Genomic DNA, 18,033 nt, shown 5'->3' with positions numbered 1-18,033 from the left:
CTCCTCTATTTAAACTTTAACAATACAGAACCATGCTGTGGAAGAGTTTGAGAAATACCTTCGTTAACTACTTCCAAATCGCGGCTCTGCCATAGATCACGTATAGTACTAGGAATTGAAACATTAAGCTGCTCGAATGATACCTGAAGCGTTAATGTTTCATCGCTAAGATTAAACAAAGCTACATAATGGTTACCTTGTTCATCCTCAGATGTCCAGATCGCATGCTCCTCATTTAGCGCTACCTGTCTGCCGCCCTTACCATAACGATGCAGATGAAGCACTTCCTTATTGGTCAATAAAGATAATGTCCAATCATCATTGTCCCGAAGTTCTCCTCCAAACATTAACGGGGAGCGAAAAATACTCCACAGTGTCATCATGGTGACCTGCTCGTCATGAGTAAACCGCGTGAACCGGTCTCCCCCGCCATCTACAGAACGAATGCCCAGATGACCTAACGGCAGCATGTCACAATCAGGCCAATGGCCCGGCTGAACATAAGGAGCCCATTTCTCACAGCGCTCAAACATCCCGCGCAGCAGATGCCAATGATCCCAGTAATCATCGGTCATTCTCCAAAGGTTAGCGTGTCCGGCTAAGTGTTCAGCCTCTTCCACTGGAGCAGGTCCAGGCGAAAGACTGAGCACCATCTCGCGACCACTGCGGTCAATAGCCTTACGGATCATAGCAACTTCTTCTTTGTGGTATCCATAAATGCGAGAAGCGGCAATATCATCCACTTTCACATAATCCACGCCCCAACTGGCATACAACTGGAACAGCGAGTCATAATACGCCTGACTGCCTTCTTTTGAAGCATCTACTCCATACATGTCCGTATTCCATGGACAAATAGAATTTGGGTGAGCCACATCGCGTGCGGTTTGCTCAGATCCTAGAATAGCACTGGCCGCATGAGCAGCCTGACGCGGGATTCCGCGCATAATGTGTATGCCGAATTTCAAACCCAATCCATGTACATATTCAGCGAGTGGCGCAAACCCTTTGCCTCCCGCTGCGGAAGGAAACCGGTTCTCAGCAGGTTGAAGTCTGGAGTACTCATCCATAACCAGCGGTACAAAGTTGCGATACTGCGAAGAATTCGCTCCAGGCTCATACCACTGAATATCCACAACTACATATTCCCAACCAAAGTCCTTCAAATGGGTAGCCATATATTCTGCGTTGCCTCTTACTTCTTCTTCATTTACACTGGCTCCGTAACAGTCCCAACTATTCCAGCCCATCGGGGGCGTAGCAGCTAACAAATTTTGTTTGATGATTTTCACGTCCTTTTCAAAAACTTAGCATTCACTCCCAGCGAGGTGCCGAGGGATAAGGGCAAGTAGAGTCCTGTAGTCTTGTTCTCACCTCTACGAGGCAGCCACAATAACGGCAAGTGCTACCAAATTGCAGGCCAGAGCAATCTCGGCAATGTTCAATACGCTGCAAATATTGCTCCTCCGGCGCTAAGGGTCTTTCTCTAGTGGCTATTTCTATTAAACGCTCCAGTTTTTCTGGGCTTATTCTCATGTTCTCATCACAGCTTTTGCAGCGACGGTTTTTTTCTTGATTCTCTGACATGATATTATTCCAGAGTCAAGACTACTACAGAAGCAGGTGGAAGCTCGCAGCTCAGCTTTTCACCCGATAAAGATGCACCCTCAAAAGCTACTGGAGTAACTGTATCCGGTGCCTCAAACGTATTGTGCGCACCCAGCACGGAATGCGTTAAGATCTGACCTGTCACTTTGCTAAAGGTAACCTCTTCAATACCAATACTTAGCGATGCGCTGTCATTATGGCTCAAGTTACAGAGAGAAACATATACTTTGCCATTCGTATCGCGAGAAGCAGAAACGCTAATCTGTGGAATTGTTAGATCCCCAAACGTATAATCAGGGCTCTCAACAGTTACTTCAAGCAGTTCATTATCCTGATGCTCTTTGTACATTTCAAATACATGATAGGTAGGCGTTAGAATCATCTTGTCGCCCTCCGTCAGGATAAGAGCCTGCAGTACATTGACCACTTGAGCCAAATTCGCCATTTGCACACGACTGCTATGCTTTTGGAAAATATTCAGCGTTACCCCTGCTACCAATGCATCCCTGAGTGTATTCTGCTGATACAGGAACCCTGGATTCGTACCAGGTTCACTTAAGAACCAGGTTCCCCACTCATCTATAATCATTCCAACCCGCTTATCCGGATCATATTTATCCATTACCGCTGAATGTTTGGTAATCAGTTCATCCATATGCAAGGTTTTTTGCATAGTCTCAAACCATTCGGCTTCGTCAAAACCTAAAGCGTAACGTTTCTCTTCCCAGCTTCCAGGAATCGTATACGAATGAAGACTGAGACCATCCATAAACCGTCCAGCTTCGCGCATTAGCACTTCTGTCCAATTATAATCATCAACGTTGGCGCCACCAGCGATTCTATAGATCTGATTTTCACCATAATTACGCACATATGTCTGGTAACGTCTGTACAAATCTGCATAATATTCTGGACGCATATTGCCGCCGCAGCCCCAGTTCTCATTACCTACACCAAAATACTTCAACTTCCACGGCTCTTCACGCCCATTTTCACGACGCCAGTCCGCCATCGGTGATTCGCCTTCAAAGGTCATATATTCAACCCACTCCGACATCTCCTGAACAGTGCCACTGCCAACATTCCCGCAGATATATGGTTCACAATCCAGCAACTCACATAATTCAAAAAATTCATGCGTCCCAAAATGATTATTCTCGACGACACCGCCCCAGTGCGTATTCACCATCCGCTTACGGGTTTCTTTTGGACCGACGCCATCCTTCCAATGATACTCATCGGCAAAACAGCCCCCCGGCCAACGAAGGACAGGAATATTAACTTTTTTGAGTGCTGCTAGGATGTCGTTGCGAAAGCCCTTGGTGTTCGGAATCGGCGAATCTTCCCCCACATAGATCCCATCATAGATACATCTGCCCAAATGCTCGGCAAAATGACCATATAGATACTTGCTAATCTTATTAATTCCTTTACCTGCATGTAGCTTGATAGTAGTCATCTATTCTCTTCTCCATTCTTTTGCTTACCCCAGATGGAAATTCCATTTTCATTTAATCCAGTAAATACAAGGGTCTGAGTTTCTTTCTCCCAATCCCATGACGGAAGCAATTGCACCTTCTCTATCCGGCCTTTACCCTCGATAACGTCATTCCAGACCAAGGTCAGGACTCTGCGTCCATCAAAAGACCAGCTTCCCTTTCCATTCGCACCTTCCAGCTTAAAGTCAGAGGATAGACTTATGAGGGCAGACTGAATCTGGCCATCCACTGAGGGGTCCATTACAATCCATTCCCACTGTCCTGCGATTAGCTGTTCTGGAATATCCTGTTCCACTTCACCCGCATACCGTTCTGGAGATACAACAGGCCAACCATCCTCTGTCCACAGAATTCGACGAACCTGTAAATAGGACCAATGTTTATCGATTTCACCACGTGCATGATGAACTATATAATAGCTGCCATCCTCATGAAGAACTGAGTTATGGCCGGGAGCAATCCAACCTGGATCTTGTCCAAATCGATAGCCACCCAATATTTTATTGCCGACCTCATATCGGGGTTGATGCGCACTATCAGTCATATCTCGTCCGTTATAATCCACATATGGGCCGGTAATAGTATCTGCACGAGCGACACGAACGTTATAATCTTCGAACAGGGAGTCATAGGAGACGAACAAATAGTATTTTTTGAATTGCTCGTTATACACTATGTACGGTCCTTCAACTGCTCCATCTTTAATGGTGTTATCCCGTTTAGCGATCAGCGTACCAAAACCTTCTTGCTTCGGTTTGCCCGTTTCCGCATTCAGCTCAATGATATGAATTCCACCAAAAAAAGAACCATACACCATCCACATCCGTCCATCTGCATCCGTAAGCACATTTGCATCAATCGCATTCAGTGAATCTTCAGCACGCGTCTGAATCACCACACCTTCATCTGTCCAAGGTCCCTCAATAGAAGATGAAGTTTGAAGTCCGATTAGCGATTGTCTACTTCCAAAAGATGAGGCCGAGTAATACATTCGATACTGATCACCGTATTTCACCACATCGGGTGCCCATAAATTAGTAGCCCCTGCCCATTCCTTCGCAACTCGGGGAATTCCCGGCAGCGCATAATGAACCCATTCCCAATGGATAAGATCCTGTGATTTTCGAACCATTACGCCTGGTCGTAATTCTCCTCCGACTCTTATGTCGGTAGAAAAAACATAGTAACCCTCATCTGTTTTAATAATGCCTGGATCATGTGTGTTGTGAAGCGTCCATAAAGACTCAATATCAATCACTGATATATCATACATTGGCATGTTCCCTGGGGAACTTGGAAAGACAAGATCTGTTGTTTTTTTTACCATTAAATTATCACCTCAGAAATAGCAACAGATTGAGCAGCAATAAATATTAAATTTAAAATGAAAAATATGTATTCGCTTACAATATAAAATAACATATATAAAAAGCCTTGTAAATATATTTCTATAAACCTTTTCATATTTATATGAAATTAAACTCGAAATAAATGAATTATGGCGAAATAATCGTCTTTTTCTTTAGTTTAATCCTTTGTTTGTTTAAATTTTACTAAATTAAAAGAAAATCATGCCAAAAATCCCTCTTATATTTGACCATTCTACAAAATAAGGAAGTATACTTTATTTATATGCCTTATTAGTTTATAATTTTATAAAATAGTATAATTTATGACGTAATCGGAAGAAGGTATTGATAAAATGATCTATATTAAAGATTTAATGAGTGGATTAGAAATTTTCAAGGCACTAAGCTCAGAAATCAGAATCCTCATTTTAGAGCTCCTTGCCACCAATCAAGCCTTGAACCTGAATGAAATTGCCAAAAAACTGAACCTCAGCAACGGCGCCATTACCATGCATATTAAAAAGTTAGAAGAAAGCGGTCTCATTGAGATAAACACATCAGTGGGCAAACACGGTATTCAAAAGGTCTGCTATTTAAATAAGGACAAGCTTATTGTTGACCTTCGCAGCAAGGATGTTGATAATCTTTACGAAGTAGAAATTCAAGTAGGTCATTACAGCAACTATCAGGCTGTTCCAACTTGTGGATTGGCTACCAAAGATAGCATCATCGGGGATTTCGACGAGCCGCGTTATTTTGCAGATCCGCAGCGAATTGAATCCGAAATTATTTGGATGGCTGAAGGGTTCCTCGAATATAGAATTCCAAACTACCTTAAAGCCAACCAAACGTTCCGCGAAATTCAGTTCTCGATGGAGATCGGCTCTGAAGCTCCTGGGTCTAACGATAACTATCCGTCCGACCTTTATTTCTATTTAAATGGAATTGAAATCGGATTCTGGACTAGCCCTGGCGATTTCGGAGATACCCGGGGAACGTTTAACCCCGATTGGTGGCCTCCGCACCTAAACCAATACGGCATGCTGAAGCTGATCCGTATCAATAATGAAGGCAGCTTCATTGATGGCTGTCGGATTTCTGATGTGACCCTTGATGATATTCAATTGGATTACAAAAGTGAACTCACATTCCGTATCGCAGTAACCGACAAGCCTACAAACAAACGTGGACTCACGATTTACGGAAAACATTTCGGCAATTATAGCCAGGACCTACTGGCACGTGTGTTGTATGATGTACATGAAGTTGGAGAGGGCCTCCCTCGTAACGCTGTTATAATAGCAGAGTAACCAACCCTAATCTAAATAAAAAGACCCTAAATTCAGCTAACGCTGATTTAGGGTCTTTTTGAGCTTCGTATATTTTTTCGATATTGAACCATAATAACTTTGTCTCCCAAACCACCGAGAAGGAGTGTTTCGAATGCGTGAAGGTCTAATTCCCGCTGTTCTTGGAACCGTCGTAACCGCTTCTAGCGCCGCTTTTCTTGGAAGCAAGTATAAGATGGCAGCAACAGGCGTACTTGGATTTGGTCTGGCTCATGTCGTATTGGGTGCCATTGATCTGTTTGAGCATCGGTAAGGATTGGAAGATGCCGGGTGGTATGAACACTGCCCGGTTTATTTTGTATTTATTAAGTTGGCGCAATTACAAGCTGCTCCAACGAATGAAGTCATAAAAACAGCGATTCTCCTGATATCGGAGAATCGCTGTTTATGTTTGGGTCGCTGGCTGGTTGCTCCAACCTTATCTCCATCATCTCACGTGTATCTCACGTGGCTTACGTATCTCACGTGGCTCACGGACCCAGATGACGTTATTTGCATATTTTTAGCCCTTGGAGCATGTTTTCGGACTCCAGTGACGCTATCCATTGGAAAATGACCAATATTGGACGTTTTTCAAGCCAATAGCTGCACTGGAGTCCGATAGCACCCAAAATATTGGAAAATGCTGCGTATAAGGTCCGCTGGGTCCGATAGCTAGTACTAATACGGATATCTGATGGTAGTTGTGCATGCATGTTGTTGGATAGTGAAAACCTACACGCATCCGTAAAGGGCGATGCATGAGCATTCGAGAGCGAGAACCTACACGCTTCCGCAAAGCGGCAATATATGAGCTTTCGAGAGCGAGAACCCACACGCTCACGCCAGCGGTAATGCATGAGCATTCGATAGCGGAAACACACTTGTTTCCGGCAGCGTCAACCTAGGTGCTTCCAACAGCAGCATTCCACTCGCTTCCCCCAGCAATCAGCTAAGGTCAAAAAAGGGGCTGTCCCAGCAGCTATTTTCATAGCTTATGGGACAGCCCCTCTTAGCATTTTGAATATTTATTTTATAGCTACATAAAATAATCGTTCAGCATCATCTTCTGCCTCTACCCACTCGAAATCGGCATAGATCTTCACATCACTAAACCCAGCCTTAAGCAGCTCTTCCTTCATCCAGTTAGGATCGTAGGCACGCTGAATATGGGTCTCTTCGAATCGGCGATAGCGATCGCTGTGTCCGTCTTCACGGGCAAAAATGGACAGATGATGTTCAATTTCGCGGCGTGGAACATCCATCTCACAAGTCCAAATATAAGACACAGATGGCTCGTCCAGAATAAAGGGCTGTTCTTCTTCATAACGAATTAGTGTGTTTGGATGATGCACATCGAACAGAAAGGTTCCGCCTTGCTTTAACCCTGCATAGGTACTGGCAAAAACAGCGCTGATGTCATCCTCTTCCAACACATAATTCAGACAATCACAAAAGGAAATCACAGAATCCACCAGCTCCGGAAGCTCCCATTCCTTCATGTTTTGTCTAATCCAACGAACACTGCCTTCACGCAAAAAGCGCCGTCCCTGGGGATGCTCCTCCATTTTGCGCTGTGCCACTGAGAGCATGTCAGAAGATAAATCGATTCCGGTCATATGATATCCTGAACCCGCCAAAGGAATTGTAATACTCCCTGTACCACAGCCAAGCTCGGCTACAGTTAACGGCTTGCCGTATTTACTCCATGCGGCTTCAGCAAAGGATATCCAATCTGGATACGGCATATCTGCCATAAGCTCATCGTATACATAAGCAAATTTCCCATAGGAAGACACAATTACACCGCTTTCTATAACAACATTTTATAAATTACGTCTATTGAATCGTAAGCTTAATCCGTCGTTTCTTCTTGCCCTTCGGTTGTTCCTTCTTCATTATCCTTAGCAACAAGATAAGTCCAATTCTCTTTTTGAGTAATATGGCCTTCCTTCATCAGCTTCCCAAGTGCACGCTTGAAGGCGGATTTACTGATTCCGAACCGTTGTTTGATAATATCTGGCGGCGTAGCATCCGAATAAGGCATCGCTCCACCTGGACGAGCATTTAAGAACTCCAAAAGTGCGGCAGAATCTACATCCATCCCCACTTCTTTACGGAGACCCATAGAAAGGTTAACACGTCCATCCTCACGGATATGAGAGACACGTGCTTCAAACTGCTCACCAAGACGCAGCAGACGGCTCCGCTCAGATGAATGGACCATACCGATAATCCCAAAGCCTAGAACACCCGCATCCACAAGTACAAAAGTACCCATTTGCAGCGGCTTATACACTCGGGCTGTTACAGTCTGTCCCATCCAAGATTCAGGTGCAGGCAGAGCTAGTGGAGCAAGCTCCTGTTCTCCGGCCAGCTTGGCACGCAGACGCCCCTGTTTATCATGCTCCATGATCGCAAACACATAGTCTCCAACCTGCGGACGCAGCTCTGGAAGTTCTGGAAGCTCACGAATAGGCAGCAGCAGCTGGCGTCCAAGGCCCATTTCCAAAAAGCAGCCCAGACGCGGATGAATATCAGCCACTTCCAATAACGCCATCTCGCCCAGCGTCAGAAATGGTTTTTTCATCGTTGCCGCAAGACGGTCCTCGGTATCAAAGAAAATGAAAACTTCAACTTTATCGCCTGCTTTTACCTTCTCTGTCAGCTCCGTATAATGCAGCATAACATCTTGGTCTCCAGCATTTAAAAAGAATCCGTATGGGGAAACTTCCCGCTCTACATGAAGTCTAACCGTAGTTCCTGCAATCAGGCTCATACAGTCTCCACAACCTTGGCATCGGACCACAGACGCTCGATATTGTAATATTCACGCTCATCGCGGTGGAATATATGAACGATAACATCGCCAAGATCCATCAGCACCCAGCGTGCTGAATCCATGCCTTCAATCCCTTTGATGACTCCGCCTGCTTCATGAACTACTTTACGGACTTCGGTAGCGATCGCCTGTACCTGAATATCCGAGTTACCGTGACATACGATAAAGTAATCACTGATTGGTGAAACATTACGTAGATCTAGTGCCACGACGTTCATTGCTTTTTTATCTTCAACAGCCTTAAGGGCCAGTTCTAACAGCTTGCTTGGTTGTACACTCATATTTTATCCTCCAATATTCTAACTAAATCATTACGCGCCAGTACCGTTAAGGGGAAAATCACCCGGCGTTTCTCCAGTAACAAACTAATCGTAGAATCGAACCCAGCGACTAATCCTTCTTCCAAACTTACTTGTGCCTTCTCGCGTATCTTATCAACCCCGGGAAAATCACGCCCAGGCTCGATGTAGTCAGCTAGGCAGACGATTTTTTCAAGTAAACTCATGTCTTCACGGCCTGAGGTATGGAAACGAATCGCATTGATAATATCAGGATCCGTAATCCCATAGTCTTTCTCAGCTACAAAGGCGCCTACTTCCGAATGCCACATCTGCTTGTCATACACCAGAAGATCCAAATTCAAATGATTTTGTTCAATGATCTCCTTCATTCGCTCAACCGGCCAATACTTGGCCACATCATGCAGAATCGCTGCTGTCTCTGCACGTTCAGGGTCAGCACCATATTGCTTCGCCAGTTGAATAGATGTCTCCATCACGCCGAGTGTATGCTTCCAGCGCTTATCAGGCATCTGTGTGGAGACCGCCTCAATCAGCGCTTCGCGGCCGTATGCCATACAATCCACTCCTTTGAACATAATCGAACACTGCCTCTGGAACCATATAACGAATAGATTTACCTGCTGCCGCCCGTTCTCTTAACATCGTTGACGAAATATCAACCAGTGGCATATCTGCAAGCAATACCTTTTTTGCTATAAAGTCTGGCAATGCATCTAGATCAAGAGGTGTTCCCGGACGACCCACACCAATAAATGTAAGCCGCTGCACCAGTTCTTCAATCTCGTTCCATTTCGGCAAATACTGGACCATATCCGCTCCAATGATGAAATAAAGATCGAAATGCGGATACTCCTCTTGCAGACGTCTTATGGTCTCATAGGTATAGGAGACGCCACCTCTGACAACTTCCCAATCTAATGTGCAAAAAGCTTCGTGATTCTTCACCGCTTCCTGCACCATTGCTAGCCGGTCTTCTCCAGATACACCTGCCTCATGTTTATGAGGCGGGATATGTGAAGGCATAAACCATACCTCTTGCAGACCATAAGTATCTCTTGCGGCTTCCGCTGCCATCATATGACCGATATGAAGAGGATCAAAGGTACCTCCCATAATTCCAACTTTCAAGAGGACGACCTCCTCGGTAAGGTATACTTACAGCTATTAACGCGGCAGCTCAATGGTTTTGTTATCACGTGATTCTTTGTACAGAACGACAGTCTTACCGATCACTTGCACAAGCTCAGAACCCGATTGTTCAGCCAGAGCAGCACCGATTTCCTTGGGATTCTCAATATTATTGCTCAGTATACTAATCTTCATAAGCTCGCGCTTCTCAATAGCTTCTTCAATATGGCGTACGAGGTGATCATTTACTCCACCTTTGCCCACTTGAAAAATAGGATCGAGATGGTGCGCCAATGAACGAAGATACCGTGTTTGTTTACCAGTTAACATAAATGAATAACTCCTTAATTAACATATATTATTACCTATTATTACCCTAACTTGATGAATCCATTTCTTACTCATTTCCACCCAAACAATCGAGAATGGTCTGCCGCATGATTTCCGTAGGTGCAGGCTGCCCTGTCCAATACTCCAGTGCATAAGCTCCCTGATAGACAAACATACCAAGGCCTCCATGAATCGTACAGCCCCGTTCGAGTCCTTCCAACAATAGCCGCGTACGCAGCGGATTATAAATCAGATCGCTTACGACCATTCCTTCACGAAGCAGTCCAGGATCTATCGGTGTCTCATCCATATGAGGATACATACCTACGGAGGTAGTATTGATCAGCACGTCTACACTACTTAGCATTTCTGCTACTTCGTTCATGCTAACCCCGATGACATTCCCTTTGCTCCGGCACTGTGTCGCCAAGTCCTCTGCCTTATCAACACTGCGATTAGCAATAATGATTGAAGAAGGCTTCTCCTGAAGTAGTGCGGCAACAATTCCTCTTGCTGCTCCACCGGCCCCGATAACCATAATCTTCACACCAGACAAATCAGAAATAGCTTCCGCTTTGAGCGAACGCACATAACCGATCCCATCCGTATTATATCCGGTGAGCACTCCGTTATCATTAACAATCGTATTGACTGCACCAACGGCTACTGCACTCTCATCTAATACATCCAAATATTGCATCACCGCAACCTTATGCGGAATCGTCACATTCACTCCACGGAAACCAAGCGTACGGATCGCTTGCACCGCATCGCCCAGCTTCTCCGGGCGGATGTGAAGCGGTACATAAGCACCCGGAATTCCCAGCGCTTGCAGCGCTGCTTCATGCATAATTGGAGATTTGGATTGTATAATAGGATCTCCCATTACACCGAGTAGAATATTACCGCTATTGTAGCCTTCGACTGCAGTTGTAGACAATAGATTATCCTCCCTCGTTAAATCATCGAAGGGCGGGTAAGCACCTTCACACCACGCGGAACATGAATGGCCACAACTGCACCTTCAGTTCCATTAACCTTAATCCAGCCCAGACCCGAAATATACAGATCGGCTCTGCTGCCCCGGTTAATCCGGAACTCATGCCGCTGCCAAGGTGGCAGCTTGTCCATCCGGTCACTTCCCGGTGGAGACAGCATTTCACCGCGATGATCCTGATAGAGGGAATCTGCGCGTTCCAGCTTCGTGCGATGGATTTTTAAAGTACCACTAATAAAGCAAGTGAAGGATTGATGCGGGCCTTGTACGAAATCAAAACGCCCCAATCCACCGAAGAAAAGAGTCTGTCCTTCGTTCAACTGATAGACTGTCGGCTTCAAAGGATTGGCAGGCATAACTGCATCCAGATCCTGACGCTCAACTAATTCACTATAACGCCAAGGATACACAATCCCTGGAGTATCTATAATGTAGTGGCCGTCATCCAATGGAATTTTGACTGTATCGAGTGTTGTGCCAGGGTAACGTGAAGTCGTTAACTCCTGCTCTAAATCGCTATAGTCCGAAATCAGACGATTAATAAGTGTGGATTTGCCCACATTGGTAGCACCCACTACATATACGTCACGTTGACCGCGCAACTCCGTTACGGCTTCCAGCAAACGGTCAAAACCTTGATTGCGTTTCGCACTGCAAAGTACGATTTCAGCCGTCCGCAAGCCTTCCTCTTTACAGCGCTGCTGCATCCAGTTACGCAACTTGTTCCAGTTTGTAACTTTCGGCAGCAAGTCACATTTATTCACTGCAAGAATAACAGGGTTATTGCCAACAAACCGCTGCAGGCCGGAAATCAGACTGCCTTCGAAATCGAAGATATCGACAATATGAATAACAAGCGCATTCTTCTCTCCTACTCCACTCAGCAGGCGAAGAAATTCATCCTGATTCACCGAAACAGATGAAGCCTCATTATAATTTTTAATCCGGAAACAGCGTTGGCAAATCACCGGGTCCCGTTCAAGTGCAACCTCCGGAAGGTATCCTGGTTGATCCTTATGCTCCGTCTGAAGCTTGATGCCGCAACCGCTGCACTTCTCAGGACGCTGTGTTTCGCTTTGTTCGTTCATTACTATTTATCCTCCTCGTGCCACAATCCTTTTTTGCGAAGCCGTGTCAGAGCAACCCGCTCTACCCGGCGATTAAACCTTGTGCCGAACCCCTCGTCCTTGACGGAGATTGGCAGTACCAAAACAGTATACAGGCCAAGGCGATTGCCGCCGTATACATCAGTAAGCATTTGGTCTCCCACCACAATCGTTTGTTCAGGGGGCAGCTCCATCTGCTTCATCGCTTTGAGAAAAGGAGCATTACTCGGTTTACGAGCCTGGTGCACAAATTCAATATTAAGCGGTGTTGCAAAGCGGGACACCCGTTCCATGTTATTGTTAGATACGATGATGAGCTTAAAGCCCAGTTCCTTCACCTTTTCGAACCATAACAACAGCTCCGGAGTAGCCACAGGCGCTTTGGCACCGACCAGTGTGTTATCCAGATCCGTGATGATTCCGCGATATCCCTGTCTATACAGCTCGTCCAGAGCAATATCGAATACCGTATTCACCCGGAGTTTGGGAACTAACATTTCAAACAATACGTTCACCTCGATTTCATACAAAAAACTATAACATACTCCTTGCGCATCGCAAATAAATCTGTAGCTATACTTTCACGCAAAGTGTTATTTCTTGGATCTCATTTTTCTCCGCACCCACAAAGCTTCAGTATACACGCTCTGCCAGTCTTTGTCTTCAATAACCTCAGGGCTATATTTCGCCTTTTCGAACATTGCTAGTAGTGAGGATAGATGATCAGCCACTGCCGGACGTTCTCCACTCCAGCGATCTACGGCTTCACGCAAAGTTTCGTGCTCTTCTTTTAGCATTCCCTTGCGGTGCAAATACCTTACCCAACGCTCAGTTTCCGCCACTACTTTCTGATCTGGCGTTAAAGGCCGGCCATTGCGCAGCTGCTGCATGAAGAAGCGAAGCTTAAAGCGTCTATGCCAAACTATAAAAATCGTCCAGGACAGCAACACCGCTACAGCTGCCACAACAACCCAAAGACCTACATGAAACCCTTGATCTTCTTGTGCGTTATTCACAGGCGCTGGTGTAGGTTCTGCCTGTTCTTCTTGATCTTCTGACTCGACTTCAGGGGTTTGCTCATTCTGAGTTAAAAGCGGAATATTAAATCCAGGTGTAGCTTCAACTGGAATCCAACCATAATCACCAAAGTAAACCTCAGCCCAAGAGTGGGAATCCGCATTGGTAATTGTATAATTATTATTCACTGTGCCTGATTGCTGTTGTGCCGGATTCATTGGGATTTCTGGCTGTTCCCCAGGTGCGTACCCCTTAACCCATCGTGCAGGGATGTTCAGAGAGCGCGCCATAGTAACCAGTGCCGTAGAATAATAATCACAGTAACCTTCCTTTAACTCAAACAAAAACCCTTCTACAAAATCGTTGCTTGTGACACGTGATATATCTGGATTATTGGTATATGGAAAGGTTTGTTGTAAGTATTGTTGCAAAAGCGCTGTTTTTTCATACGGCGTTTTTCCTTCAGCCGTGATTTCCTCAGCCAGCTCCCTGACTCTTTTAGGAAAATCGTTAGGCAGTTGAAGAAACATTTTCTCCAAATCGTTCCCTTTATATAGCTCCTCATACGTCTTTGTTGTCAATTCTTGAACAGGAATTACAGGAACCTCAGACGTCACCTCAAAGGTAGACGGATAAGCGAGTTTCTTCCCATCCACATCCCAGATCAGCTCGCTGTCCCGGCTTCTCCAGGAGAGTCCATTTCCAGCTTTTTCCCCATTTAAAGAATCCACCGAAGATACTGAATAAGTGCCAAACAGCACAGGAAATTCATTATTATTAAGCACGGTTACTGTTTGTTTCAGTGTTCGTGTATTTACTTTAGAACCCACACTGCTCTCTAAAGCTTCACCTACATCCACCGCTTCTAGAGGTCCCCGATTTAACCGATCTCTATCGACCCAGCCTCTTCCGGAATATAATCTGCGCGTTTCTCCCCGCATATAAATACGTAAATCAGAAACCACTGTCATCACCGGTGTATAATCGAAGGTAAAGCCGCCACCTAGTTGATCATCATTCAGACTGTAGCCTGACGAAGTATTGTTAGTAGGGGAGACAGAACCCATCTCAGATTTCGTGGTCCCAACTGTGCCCTTCCCAGAAGACTTCCCAATCCCATTCCATTCTTGCCAAGCGGTATAAGGATCGGTTAGGGTAGGCCTTACCCCAGGCATATTCACTCCAATTAGGATGACCAAAGAGAAGACGATGGCAATATTAATGACTATTTTCGTGGGATATTTCAGCAGATGCACCCAACCACGCGGATAATGAAGCTGGAAGCTTCTCAAATGCTGGCTGACCAGCCAGCCCATCCCCGCAAATACCGTCCAGGCTACTTCCTGCCACAAAACAATAGATGTAAAGGAATCCAAGGCAGCCAAGGCCACTATGTTCATTCCTATAAACCATAAAATACGTCTTTTTGAGGATGCCCACCAAGACGACAACAGCAGCAGGGCTGAGGCTCCGAGGGCAAACCAGATATAGGGCACCATATGAACTGCAATATCCTGCAGTCTGTCCGGGAGGGTTGTTGCCCAAGGATCAGCAACGTATAAACCATAATTGATAAGTATCCGATAAACGATATAAATAATAGCTGCCGCTTCAATAAAGAGCCTTATCTGAACTTTTACAGGAATTATGATTTCAATCACGGTGATCGTTATTAATGCAGCCCACACAACAGCAGTTGTCTGTCTTAACCAGATAGGCTCCGTATAAGAGACCCACTGGTGGGCTATAATCAAAAGCCACAATAGACCTAAAGAACGGTGCCAGGAGAATTTCATCTGATTCCACCAGTTTCTCATATCAGACTTCCCCTCCTAATACTATGGGAAGCTCTTGCAGTGAGCTAATGCTGTAGCCTGTAATCCCCCGTGATCTTAGAACGTCTGTCCAATCTGTGCTGCTGTTCGTTTCTGATAAATTCCCTATATGAATGTGAGACGGAGTCATCCCTCTGCTGTCAGCCCAACGTAATGCATCCAGTACAGGTTGGCCACTTTGAGGACTAATTAGCACGAAGTATGAGCCTTTAGGGAACATACGATATCCTTTTTCCAAACGGGAAATGAGTGGACCATGCCCTTCGGCGTTAAGATCGATCAAATATTGAATCATTTTCTGACGTTCAGCAGCACCTTCAACTGGTGCAAATACCTTCGTGGTCTTATCCAAGCAGCAAAGACCGATCCCTATCCGCTCTCGAATACCGAAACCAAGAAGTGAAGCTGCTACAGAGACTGCGAGTTCAAATTGATTCGAATTCATATAAGCAGAAGCAGAGCCGTCCAGAACTAGAATGGTTTTGGGAATCGACTCATGCTCGAACTCTTTGGACTTCCACGAGCCTGTCTTTGCCGTTGCATTCCAATGTATGCGTGTTAGGCGGTCGCCGTATACGTAGTCGCGTACACCGTTAATTTGGGTGGTCTCACGACGTGATTGAACAACAGAGGTCTGTGGTCCAGAAAGACGGGATTTTCTTTCATATAACTGCCAGCGCGGAACATAGATTGCACGAGGCAACACCTGAAACTGTCCTTCAGCCAGAAAAGTACCTTTATGCTCGACAAGGCCAAAAATATCTTGGCTGATGATATCCGTATCTGAAAATGTATAAGTGCCCCGTTCCAGAACCGGTGTCTGAAACCGCAGTTCCCCATGCCCTCTGAGGCTGGGAATCAGGCTTTCCTCAAATACCCATGATTCGCCATTATGCCGTTTCAGAACTTCCCTTACAACCACATAAGGTAAAGGCAAAATCCCCGGGATTGTGACCTTCAGACCTACACGAAGATACCCACCGGCAGAGAGCAAATCTCCCTTATCCTGTTCGGCATAAAAACTGCGAACACCCTTAGCCCGCCGAACGCCTCCTAAACCTCCAGCAAAAAGATATGCAATAAGTACAGAGACCATAATAAACAACATAAATGCAGTTTTACCGCCCTGAAATAGTACATATAAGAGAGTAATACTCCAAATTACAAGGATGCTGGCGAATTTGGTAGGCTGAATGTGAGCTGCCACCGTAGACAAATAACGTCTCATATTATTGCCTCATCGTAACAGGCACATGAATGCTCTGCAGAAGCTTTTGAAGCAGAGAATCTACGCTAATATTATCTAGGCGCGACTCTGGACGCAGCAATATACGATGACCCAAGGCAAATGGAGTAAGCACCTTTACGTCATCCGGAAGAACATAATCCCTTCCCTGTAGGAAAGCATAAGCTTTACAAGCCAGCATAAACGATAACGAAGCACGTGGACTTGCACCTAGCAATACAAGCGGATGCTCTCTTGTCTGGCGTACAATATCTAACAAGTAATTCAGTACAGGATCACTCATATAAATCTCACGAATCTCCTCTTGAATACTAGCGATCTGCTCCATACTAGTGACAGTTGTAAGCCTGTCCACTGGTTGACCTTCTTGATGGCTCAGCAATAGATTTTTTTCGGTTGCTGCATCAGGATAACCAAGACTAATTCTTAGCATAAAACGATCCAACTGAGCTTCCGGCAGCGTGTAGGTTCCCTCAAAATCTATCGGATTCTGGGTGGCGCACAACATAAATGGATGCGGAAGCGGATAGGTCTCCCCATCTACGGTTACATTACGTTCCTCCATCACTTCCAGAAGGGCGGATTGTGTCTTTGTCGTGGCTCGGTTAATTTCATCAGCCAGCAGGATATTCGTCATCACCGGACCTGGGCGGAAATGAAACATCTCGTCCCTCGGATGATACACAGATACACCGGTAATATCACTCGGAAGAATATCCGGATTACATTGTATCCGGCGATACTCCCCGGACATTGATCTGGAAAGTGCGCGAATAAGCTGGGTCTTTCCTGTTCCCGGTACATCCTCGATCAGAACATGACCACCGGCAAGCAGCGCTGTTAGCAGCAATTGTATTTCAAATGATTTTCCAAGTATGCAGGATTCTAGATTATTACGGACAGCATTCATGATGTGCATTGATTCTTGACGAACGGGCATATATGATCCTCCTAGGTCAGAATAAGCAGTAATATTTATATTTTACATGATTAGGGGACCCAAAGTACATTGTTGAAGCTTACGAAGTGTAAACAAACCAAAAACCCGCAGGACACAATGTCCCGCAGGTTCTAATCTAAAGCGCTAGAATCCCATTATCCTTTAGGCCGGACAACCAATGCAGCCAGGAAAGAGAACACAATCGCTGACGAAATCCCTGCGCTCGTGATATCAAAAATCCCTGTAACTACACCGATCCAGCCATCCCGTTCCAGCTCTGTCAATGCCCCATGGACCAAAGAGTTACCGAAGCTTGTGATTGGAATGGTTGCGCCTGCACCCGCAAATTTCACAAGTGGATCGTAGATGCCAAAAGCATCAGCAATCGCTCCGGCTACAACTAATGTACTCATCGTATGTGCAGGTGTCAGCTTCAATACATCAAACATCAGCTGGCCTATAACGCAAATGGCTCCTCCGATCAGAAAAGCCCATAAGTAAATCAT

General features: G+C 45.4%; 19 protein-coding genes. 2 read left to right on the top strand and 17 right to left on the bottom strand.

What is annotated here, in order from left to right; translation table 11 throughout:
• Window positions 1–5: 5 nt before the first annotated feature.
• Genes NSQ50_RS07370 through NSQ50_RS07355 form a run of 4 tightly spaced genes read right to left on the bottom strand, consistent with a single transcriptional unit; the run spans window position 6 to window position 4,434 of the window.
• Entirely contained in the window at window positions 6–1,283 is a 1,278-nt protein-coding gene (locus tag NSQ50_RS07370) for a glycoside hydrolase family 27 protein (RefSeq protein WP_076106163.1), read from the bottom strand.
• Window positions 1,284–1,314: 31 nt separating this feature from the next.
• The gene (locus NSQ50_RS07365) at window positions 1,315–1,587 is read right to left on the bottom strand and encodes a DUF6171 family protein (RefSeq protein WP_076106144.1); all 273 of its coding nucleotides are present in this window, start codon (window positions 1,585–1,587) and stop codon (window positions 1,315–1,317) included.
• A 4-nt stretch (window positions 1,588–1,591) separates the two neighbouring features.
• Entirely contained in the window at window positions 1,592–3,067 is a 1,476-nt protein-coding gene (locus NSQ50_RS07360; RefSeq protein ID WP_051490865.1) for an alpha-N-arabinofuranosidase, read from the bottom strand.
• Window positions 3,064–4,434 carry an arabinan endo-1,5-alpha-L-arabinosidase gene (locus NSQ50_RS07355; protein WP_076225115.1) on the bottom strand — a complete coding sequence of 457 codons (1,371 nt, stop codon included), beginning with the start codon at window positions 4,432–4,434 and terminating at the stop codon, window positions 3,064–3,066. Before NSQ50_RS07355 ends, NSQ50_RS07360 begins: the two co-directional genes overlap by 4 nt.
• 375 nt (window positions 4,435–4,809) lie before the next feature.
• Here NSQ50_RS07355 and NSQ50_RS07350 point away from each other — a divergent pair, with 375 nt between their 5' ends.
• Complete coding sequence (locus NSQ50_RS07350) at window positions 4,810–5,766, top strand: ArsR/SmtB family transcription factor (RefSeq protein ID WP_036675692.1); 957 nt, start codon at window positions 4,810–4,812, stop codon at window positions 5,764–5,766.
• A 133-nt stretch (window positions 5,767–5,899) separates the two neighbouring features.
• A complete protein-coding gene (locus NSQ50_RS07345) occupies window positions 5,900–6,058 on the top strand; it encodes a hypothetical protein (protein WP_036675694.1) in 159 nt (52 codons plus the stop codon).
• 754 nt (window positions 6,059–6,812) lie between these two features.
• Here the strand turns inward: NSQ50_RS07345 and NSQ50_RS07340 are convergent.
• From NSQ50_RS07340 to spoVAE, 13 genes are all read right to left on the bottom strand, one after another.
• Window positions 6,813–7,583 carry a class I SAM-dependent DNA methyltransferase gene (locus NSQ50_RS07340; protein WP_038569469.1) on the bottom strand — a complete coding sequence of 257 codons (771 nt, stop codon included), beginning with the start codon at window positions 7,581–7,583 and terminating at the stop codon, window positions 6,813–6,815.
• A gap of 56 nt (window positions 7,584–7,639) precedes the next feature.
• Window positions 7,640–8,563 (bottom strand): CvfB family protein, encoded by a 924-nt coding sequence (locus NSQ50_RS07335; protein WP_076104716.1) that lies wholly within the window; start codon window positions 8,561–8,563, stop codon window positions 7,640–7,642.
• Window positions 8,560–8,907 carry a ribosome silencing factor gene (gene rsfS, locus NSQ50_RS07330; protein WP_036675699.1) on the bottom strand — a complete coding sequence of 116 codons (348 nt, stop codon included), beginning with the start codon at window positions 8,905–8,907 and terminating at the stop codon, window positions 8,560–8,562. The genes NSQ50_RS07335 and rsfS overlap by 4 nt, the downstream gene beginning before the upstream one ends.
• A complete protein-coding gene (gene yqeK, locus NSQ50_RS07325; protein ID WP_076144513.1) occupies window positions 8,904–9,482 on the bottom strand; it encodes a bis(5'-nucleosyl)-tetraphosphatase (symmetrical) YqeK in 579 nt (192 codons plus the stop codon). The genes rsfS and yqeK overlap by 4 nt, the downstream gene beginning before the upstream one ends.
• Window positions 9,454–10,056 carry a nicotinate-nucleotide adenylyltransferase gene (locus NSQ50_RS07320; protein WP_036675702.1) on the bottom strand — a complete coding sequence of 201 codons (603 nt, stop codon included), beginning with the start codon at window positions 10,054–10,056 and terminating at the stop codon, window positions 9,454–9,456. The genes yqeK and NSQ50_RS07320 overlap by 29 nt, the downstream gene beginning before the upstream one ends.
• A gap of 36 nt (window positions 10,057–10,092) precedes the next feature.
• The gene (gene yhbY, locus NSQ50_RS07315; RefSeq protein ID WP_036675703.1) at window positions 10,093–10,386 is read right to left on the bottom strand and encodes a ribosome assembly RNA-binding protein YhbY; all 294 of its coding nucleotides are present in this window, start codon (window positions 10,384–10,386) and stop codon (window positions 10,093–10,095) included.
• Between the two features lie 67 nt (window positions 10,387–10,453).
• Window positions 10,454–11,326, bottom strand: coding sequence for a shikimate dehydrogenase (gene aroE, locus NSQ50_RS07310; protein ID WP_076144511.1), 873 nt, complete (start codon window positions 11,324–11,326; stop codon window positions 10,454–10,456).
• Window positions 11,327–11,343: 17 nt separating this feature from the next.
• On the bottom strand, window positions 11,344–12,471 hold the full coding sequence (gene yqeH / locus NSQ50_RS07305; RefSeq protein ID WP_076125182.1) for a ribosome biogenesis GTPase YqeH: 1,128 nt from the start codon (window positions 12,469–12,471) through the stop codon (window positions 11,344–11,346).
• 2 nt (window positions 12,472–12,473) lie between these two features.
• A complete protein-coding gene (locus NSQ50_RS07300) occupies window positions 12,474–12,995 on the bottom strand; it encodes a YqeG family HAD IIIA-type phosphatase (RefSeq protein WP_036675921.1) in 522 nt (173 codons plus the stop codon).
• A gap of 87 nt (window positions 12,996–13,082) precedes the next feature.
• Window positions 13,083–15,323, bottom strand: a complete 2,241-nt coding sequence (locus NSQ50_RS07295; protein WP_076144509.1) for a transglutaminase domain-containing protein — start codon at window positions 15,321–15,323, stop codon at window positions 13,083–13,085.
• Window position 15,324: 1 nt separating this feature from the next.
• A complete protein-coding gene (locus tag NSQ50_RS07290; RefSeq protein ID WP_036675710.1) occupies window positions 15,325–16,569 on the bottom strand; it encodes a DUF58 domain-containing protein in 1,245 nt (414 codons plus the stop codon).
• A 1-nt stretch (window position 16,570) separates the two neighbouring features.
• Window positions 16,571–17,527 carry an AAA family ATPase gene (locus tag NSQ50_RS07285; RefSeq protein ID WP_076144505.1) on the bottom strand — a complete coding sequence of 319 codons (957 nt, stop codon included), beginning with the start codon at window positions 17,525–17,527 and terminating at the stop codon, window positions 16,571–16,573.
• A gap of 155 nt (window positions 17,528–17,682) precedes the next feature.
• Window positions 17,683–18,033, bottom strand: coding sequence for a stage V sporulation protein AE (gene spoVAE, locus NSQ50_RS07280; protein ID WP_036675923.1), 351 nt, complete (start codon window positions 18,031–18,033; stop codon window positions 17,683–17,685).

It is taken from the genome of Paenibacillus sp. FSL R10-2788 (assembly GCF_038003885.1).
Taxonomy (GTDB): Bacteria; Bacillota; Bacilli; order Paenibacillales; family Paenibacillaceae; genus Paenibacillus_AQ; species Paenibacillus_AQ odorifer.
The sequence above is the reverse complement of the archived record's forward strand: the minus strand, read 5'-3'. Positions and strand labels throughout refer to the sequence as shown.

What these genes read in the sequence shown, in the direction of transcription:
- NSQ50_RS07365 (WP_076106144.1), bottom strand. Translation starts at nt 1,587, where the DNA reads ATGTCAGAGAATCAAGAAAAAAACCGTCGCTGCAAAAGCTGTGATGAG.
- NSQ50_RS07360 (WP_051490865.1), bottom strand. Translation starts at nt 3,067, where the DNA reads ATGACTACTATCAAGCTACATGCAGGTAAAGGAATTAATAAGATTAGC.
- NSQ50_RS07355 (WP_076225115.1), bottom strand. Translation starts at nt 4,434, where the DNA reads ATGGTAAAAAAAACAACAGATCTTGTCTTTCCAAGTTCCCCAGGGAAC.
- NSQ50_RS07350 (WP_036675692.1), top strand. Translation starts at nt 4,810, where the DNA reads ATGATCTATATTAAAGATTTAATGAGTGGATTAGAAATTTTCAAGGCA.
- NSQ50_RS07345 (WP_036675694.1), top strand. Translation starts at nt 5,900, where the DNA reads ATGCGTGAAGGTCTAATTCCCGCTGTTCTTGGAACCGTCGTAACCGCT.
- NSQ50_RS07335 (WP_076104716.1), bottom strand. Translation starts at nt 8,563, where the DNA reads ATGAGCCTGATTGCAGGAACTACGGTTAGACTTCATGTAGAGCGGGAA.
- rsfS (WP_036675699.1), bottom strand. Translation starts at nt 8,907, where the DNA reads ATGAGTGTACAACCAAGCAAGCTGTTAGAACTGGCCCTTAAGGCTGTT.
- yqeK (WP_076144513.1), bottom strand. Translation starts at nt 9,482, where the DNA reads ATGGCATACGGCCGCGAAGCGCTGATTGAGGCGGTCTCCACACAGATG.
- yhbY (WP_036675703.1), bottom strand. Translation starts at nt 10,386, where the DNA reads ATGTTAACTGGTAAACAAACACGGTATCTTCGTTCATTGGCGCACCAT.
- yqeH (WP_076125182.1), bottom strand. Translation starts at nt 12,471, where the DNA reads ATGAACGAACAAAGCGAAACACAGCGTCCTGAGAAGTGCAGCGGTTGC.
- NSQ50_RS07295 (WP_076144509.1), bottom strand. Translation starts at nt 15,323, where the DNA reads ATGAGAAACTGGTGGAATCAGATGAAATTCTCCTGGCACCGTTCTTTA.
- NSQ50_RS07290 (WP_036675710.1), bottom strand. Translation starts at nt 16,569, where the DNA reads ATGAGACGTTATTTGTCTACGGTGGCAGCTCACATTCAGCCTACCAAA.
- NSQ50_RS07285 (WP_076144505.1), bottom strand. Translation starts at nt 17,527, where the DNA reads ATGCCCGTTCGTCAAGAATCAATGCACATCATGAATGCTGTCCGTAAT.
- spoVAE (WP_036675923.1), bottom strand. Translation starts at nt 18,033, where the DNA reads ATGATTTACTTATGGGCTTTTCTGATCGGAGGAGCCATTTGCGTTATA.